The following is a 5,364-nucleotide window of genomic DNA, read 5'->3' on the forward strand; positions in this document are numbered from 1 at the left end:
GTCCGGAGACTCCTCAACCACTCACGGGGTGCGGAGCACCTTACTTCGAGTAGTACTCGACGATGAGCTGTTCCTGCAGAGCGATGTCGATCTGCGCGCGCTCGGGAAGCTGGTGAACCAGGATCCGCAGACGCGAGCCGACAACCTGCAGCCACCCGGGAACCGGGCGATCGCCGACGGTCTCACGCGCAACCTGGAAGGGAAGCGTGGAGAGCGACTTCTCCTTGACATCGATGATGTCGTACTGCGAGACGCGGTAGCTCGGGATGTCGACCTTCTTGTTGTTCACGAGAAGGTGACCGTGCGTGACCAGCTGACGTGCCTGACGGCGCGTGCGAGCGAGGCCTGCGCGGTACACGACGTTGTCGAGACGCGACTCGAGGATGCGAAGCAGGTTCTCACCGGTCTTGCCGGGGCGGTTGTTCGCCTCCTTGTAGTACAGGCGGAACTGCTTCTCCATGACGCCGTAGGTGAAGCGAGCCTTCTGCTTCTCCTGCAACTGGAGCAGGTACTCGCTCTCCTTGATACGCGCGCGGCCGTGCTGTCCGGGCGGGTACGGGCGACGCTCGAATGCCTGGTCGCCTCCAACGAGGTCGACGCGCAGACGACGCGACTTGCGGGTGATGGGTCCGGTATAACGTGCCATTTTCTTCTACCTATCCTTCCCGCTATACCCGACGCCGCTTGGGCGGACGGCAGCCGTTGTGCGGCTGGGGGGTTACATCGGAAATGGTGCCGACCTCGAGGCCAGCAGCCTGGAGGGAACGGATTGCGGTCTCGCGACCGGATCCCGGTCCCTTGACGAAGACGTCAACCTTCTTGACACCGTGCTCCTGCGCCTTGCGGGCAGCGCTCTCAGCAGCAAGCTGAGCGGCGAAGGGAGTCGACTTACGCGAACCCTTGAAGCCGACGTGTCCCGAAGACGCCCAGGAAATGACATTTCCGGCGGGGTCCGTGATGGACACGATGGTGTTGTTGAAGGTGCTCTTGATGTGAGCGGCGCCGTGCGGGATGTTCTTCTTATCCCTGCGACGCGTCTTCTGGGTCTTCTTCGGACCGGTGCTACGTGACTTCGGGGGCATTACTTCGCCTTCTTCTTGCCGGCAATGGTGCGCTTCGGACCCTTACGGGTACGGGCGTTGGTCTTGGTGCGCTGACCACGCACGGGCAGACCACGACGGTGGCGCAGGCCCTGGTAGCAGCCGATCTCGATCTTGCGACGGATGTCGGCCTGAACCTCGCGGCGAAGGTCACCCTCGACCTTGAGCGACTCCTCGATGTACTCGCGGAGCTTTGCCAGGTCCTCGTCCGAGAGGTCCTTGCTCCGGAGATCCGGGCTGACGCCGGTGGCGTCAAGGATTTCCTTGGAGCGGGTACGGCCGATGCCGTAGATGTATGTCAGTGCGATCTCCATGCGCTTTTCGCGAGGAAGATCAACACCAGAGAGACGTGCCATGGTGGCATTTCCTTATCGGTGTGCGGAGGTCTGCTCCCAGCCCTTCCCCTGTGCCTCTTGCCGAGTACCGACGCCCGAAGGCGCAGATGATCTCATCAACTAACTCAGTGGGGCCCCGGCCTCCGTGCCGGGGGTGAACCATTGTCCGACCTTGGCGATCGGTGAACGATCGCGTGGGGTCTCGTCAACAATGGCTGGTACTGGGAGGTCTTCTTTGCTTGTTGCCAAGCAGATCTTCGAAAAGCTAGATCTAGCCCTGACGCTGCTTGTGACGCAGGTTCTCGCAGATCACCATGACTCGACCGTTACGGCGAATCACTTTGCACTTCTCGCAGATCTTCTTGACGCTCGGCTGAACCTTCACGTCTTCTGATCTCCTGTTTTGTCGCAGCCTGCCGCGATGAACCGCAGCAGACATACTTCTCCCTGACCCAGGTCAGGTCCGGGAAGTTCGTTACTTGTAGCGGTAAACGATGCGTCCGCGCGACAAATCGTAGGGCGAGAGCTCTACGACAACGCGATCTTCCGGGAGGATGCGAATGTAGTGCTGACGCATCTTTCCGCTGATGTGGGCGAGGACCTTGTGGCCATTCTCGAGCTCAATGCGGAACATCGCATTGGGCAGCGGCTCGACTACTCGTCCTTCGACCTCGATGGCCCCGTCTTTCTTAGCCATATCCTCCGCGATCCGTTTGGTTTGGCATGCTTCGTGCATCGGCTTCCGTTACATTGGCACGCAATGGAAAGATCGTCGGCAGTTCACGAGCCCGATCCCGGAGCGATCCGGGCGTAGGCACACGAACTATCGACGCGCATAGCGCACCGCCTAGCCATGTTACGCGATGTAAACGACCAGGCCAAATGCGCCTCCGGTCAGGGTGACGACACACACCGCTCCCCCGTCGAAAAAGTCCCAGCCTCGACATGAGGCTGGGACTTTTTCGAACGTGAAACATGCTCGCTGCCAACACTTGTCAGCGACTGTGCCGACTACTCCGGCCGAAGGGTAAGAATCCGCGGCCCGTCTTCGGTCACAGCGACTGTGTGTTCCCAGTGCGCTGCGCGGGAACCGTCGGTGGTCACGACAGTCCAGTCGTCGTCGAGAATCACCGTGTCGGTGGTGCCGAGCGTGAGCATCGGTTCGATCGCCAGGCAAGATCCGACAACCAATTCAGGACCCTTACCCGGGGCGCCTTCATTGGCGAGGAACGGATCCATGTGCATTTCCCGACCGATTCCGTGTCCGCCGTATCCGTCGACGATGCCGTAGGAACGACCGTGCAACTTCTCGGCCGCCTTGGTGCCGACCTCGATCGCGTGCGAAACGTCCGTCAGACGGTTGCCTGCGATCATCGCCGCGATCCCGGCTTCCATCGAAAGCCGAGTTGCCTCGCTCAGTTCCTGATCGGCGACGCTGATCTCGCCGACACCGAACGTCCAAGCAGAGTCACCGTGCCAACCGTCGAGGATCGCACCGCAGTCGATCGAAACGAGGTCACCTTCGGCCAGGATGTCCTGAGCCGAAGGGATCCCGTGAACGACGCGATCGTTCACCGAGGAGCAGATCGAACCGGTGAAGCCGTGGTACCCGAGGAACGACGGCACGGCGCCGGCGTCACGAATGACGGATTCTGCGACCGCGTTCAGTTCCAAAGTGCTGACACCGGGCTTCGCCGCAGCGCGCACCGCCACCAACGCCGAACCCACGATCGCGCCGGCCGCAGCCATCGCGTCGAGTTCGCCCGCGGAGCGGAACGGAACAACCTTGCGCTTACGCCCGAAGACCATTACTTACCCAACGCTGCCAGTGCGCGTGCGTTGACCTCTTCGACCTCGCCGATCGCGTCGACGGAGACGATGCTGTCCTTGTAGTAGTCGAACAGCGGTGACGTCTCGTCGCGGTAGACCCGGAGGCGGTTGCGGATGACGTCCTCGGTGTCGTCTGCACGACCGCGGGCGAGCATGCGCTCGACCACGATGTCCTCGTCGACGACGAAGGAGAGGACACCGTCGAGCTTGGTGTCGAGGTCCTTCAGGATTCCCTCGAGTGCCTGAGCCTGTTCGACCGAGCGCGGGAATCCGTCGAGAAGGAATCCGTTTGCTGCATCCGGTTCTGCGACGCGAGCCTTCACCATGTCGTTGGTGATCGAACTCGGTACGAGTTCACCGGCGTCGATGTACTTCTTTGCTTCTACACCGAGAGCGGTGGCCTGACCGATGTTCGCGCGGAAGAGATCACCCGTCGAAATGTGGGGAACGCCGAACTTCTCGGACAAGATAGCGGCCTGGGTGCCCTTGCCGGCACCGGGAGGACCAAGGAGGACAAGTCTCACTTGAGGAACCCTTCATAGTTACGCTGCATTAGCTGACTCTCGATCTGCTTCACGGTGTCCAGGCCGACGCTGACCATGATCAGCACCGCGGTGCCACCGAACGGCAGGTTCTGCGCGCCGCCGCCATTCCCGATGTCGAGGAACAGGTTGGGCAGAACAGCAATGGTGCCGAGGTAAATCGCACCCGGAAGGGTGATGCGACTCAGCACGTAGTTGAGGTAATCCGCGGTCGGTTGACCGGGTCGGATACCGGGGATGAAGCCACCGAACTTCTTCATCTCGTCGGCGCGCTCTTCGGGATTGAAGGTGATGGCGACGTAGAAGTACGTAAAGAAGACGATCAGGCCGAAGTAGATCGCGATGTACACCGGGTTGGCCGGGTTCACCAGGTAGGTGTTGATGAGGCGCTGCCACCAACTCGGGTCGACCGCTGTACTGGCCGAAGTCAGCTGTGCGATCAAGTTCGGGAGGTACAGCAGAGAAGACGCGAAGATCACCGGGATGACGCCGGCCTGGTTGACCTTCAGTGGCAGGTACGTCGAGGATCCGCCGTACATCTTGCGTCCGACCATCCGCTTTGCGTACTGCACCGGAATGCGGCGCTGACCCTGCTCGACGAAGACGACACCGGCGATGATCAACAGCGCTGCGAGGCAGACGAAGGCGAAGACCAGTGGACCACGGCTGTCGAGAATCGACTTGCCCTCGCTCGGGATACGCGATGCGATACCGGCGAAGATGAGGAGCGACATACCGTTGCCGACGCCGCGTTCGGTGATGACCTCACCGAACCACATGACCATGGCAGCACCGGCAGTCATGACCAGCACGATGATGACAAGACCGAAGATCGACTTGTCGGCGATGATGTCGTCACAGCCCTGGAGCAACTGTCCACGCGCCGCGAGGGCGACGATGCCAGTCGACTGCAGGATGGCCAGAGCGATGGACAGGTAACGCGTGTACTGCGTCATCTTGGCCTGACCGGACTGGCCTTCTTTTCGAAGTTCCTCGAACTTCGGGATCACCACGGTCAGCAGCTGCACGATGATGCTTGCCGTGATGTACGGCATGATGCCGATCGCAAAGATCGACATCTGAAGCAGAGCGCCGCCGGAGAACAGGTTGATCAGCGAGTAGATACCTGCTGAGTCACCCGAGTTGGCAATATCGATGCACTGACGCACGCGGCCGTAGTCGACACCTGGGGACGGAATGAGAGCGCCGACCCGATACAGAGCCACCAAGCCGAGGGTGAAGAGGATCTTCCGCCTCAGGTCTGGGGTCCTGAGGGCCGAGACGAAGGCGGAAAGCAAAGATCCTCCTGGCACGACGGTAGGGAGACAGATCGTTTTGACCTGTCGAACTTTTGAACTCTAACAGTGAGCATTTGGGAACTAAGCGGGCAGACCACGAAAACCGGGTAAGCCGAAGATACATTTGCCACTCGGTGACCAGAATACTGACCCGTCCGAGCAAGCACGACCAATCCGTGACACGACCTCGTAGACGCCGATGGCCGCAACGCAGCAAACGCTGCGCTGCGGCCATCGGACTAGCTAAGCGTGATCACTC

General features: G+C 60.7%; 8 protein-coding genes. All 8 read right to left on the bottom strand.

Annotated elements, in window-relative coordinates:
• Positions 1–40: 40 nt before the first annotated feature.
• The 8 genes from rpsD to secY all read right to left on the bottom strand — a co-directional run bounded on the left by rpsD (position 41) and on the right by secY (position 5,105).
• On the bottom strand, positions 41–646 hold the full coding sequence (gene rpsD, locus ACFQ6H_RS29660; protein WP_003940769.1) for a 30S ribosomal protein S4: 606 nt from the start codon (positions 644–646) through the stop codon (positions 41–43).
• 22 nt (positions 647–668) lie between these two features.
• Positions 669–1,082: a 30S ribosomal protein S11 gene (gene rpsK / locus ACFQ6H_RS29665; RefSeq protein WP_003940683.1), complete on the bottom strand. Its 414-nt coding sequence runs from the start codon at positions 1,080–1,082 to the stop codon at positions 669–671.
• On the bottom strand, positions 1,082–1,456 hold the full coding sequence (gene rpsM / locus ACFQ6H_RS29670; protein WP_003940834.1) for a 30S ribosomal protein S13: 375 nt from the start codon (positions 1,454–1,456) through the stop codon (positions 1,082–1,084). The genes rpsK and rpsM overlap by 1 nt, the downstream gene beginning before the upstream one ends.
• A 250-nt stretch (positions 1,457–1,706) precedes the next feature.
• The gene (gene rpmJ / locus ACFQ6H_RS29675) at positions 1,707–1,820 is read right to left on the bottom strand and encodes a 50S ribosomal protein L36 (protein ID WP_003938068.1); all 114 of its coding nucleotides are present in this window, start codon (positions 1,818–1,820) and stop codon (positions 1,707–1,709) included.
• A gap of 90 nt (positions 1,821–1,910) precedes the next feature.
• On the bottom strand, positions 1,911–2,132 hold the full coding sequence (gene infA, locus ACFQ6H_RS29680; protein WP_003418601.1) for a translation initiation factor IF-1: 222 nt from the start codon (positions 2,130–2,132) through the stop codon (positions 1,911–1,913).
• Between the two features lie 314 nt (positions 2,133–2,446).
• Complete coding sequence (gene map, locus ACFQ6H_RS29685) at positions 2,447–3,244, bottom strand: type I methionyl aminopeptidase (RefSeq protein WP_378447820.1); 798 nt, start codon at positions 3,242–3,244, stop codon at positions 2,447–2,449.
• The gene (locus ACFQ6H_RS29690) at positions 3,244–3,789 is read right to left on the bottom strand and encodes an adenylate kinase (RefSeq protein ID WP_003940868.1); all 546 of its coding nucleotides are present in this window, start codon (positions 3,787–3,789) and stop codon (positions 3,244–3,246) included. Before ACFQ6H_RS29690 ends, map begins: the two co-directional genes overlap by 1 nt.
• A complete protein-coding gene (gene secY / locus ACFQ6H_RS29695) occupies positions 3,786–5,105 on the bottom strand; it encodes a preprotein translocase subunit SecY (protein ID WP_230812251.1) in 1,320 nt (439 codons plus the stop codon). Before secY ends, ACFQ6H_RS29690 begins: the two co-directional genes overlap by 4 nt.
• Positions 5,106–5,364: the final 259 nt, after the last annotated feature.

This window comes from Rhodococcus sp. NPDC056506 (assembly GCF_042794945.1).
Classification (GTDB): domain Bacteria; phylum Actinomycetota; class Actinomycetes; order Mycobacteriales; family Mycobacteriaceae; genus Rhodococcus_F.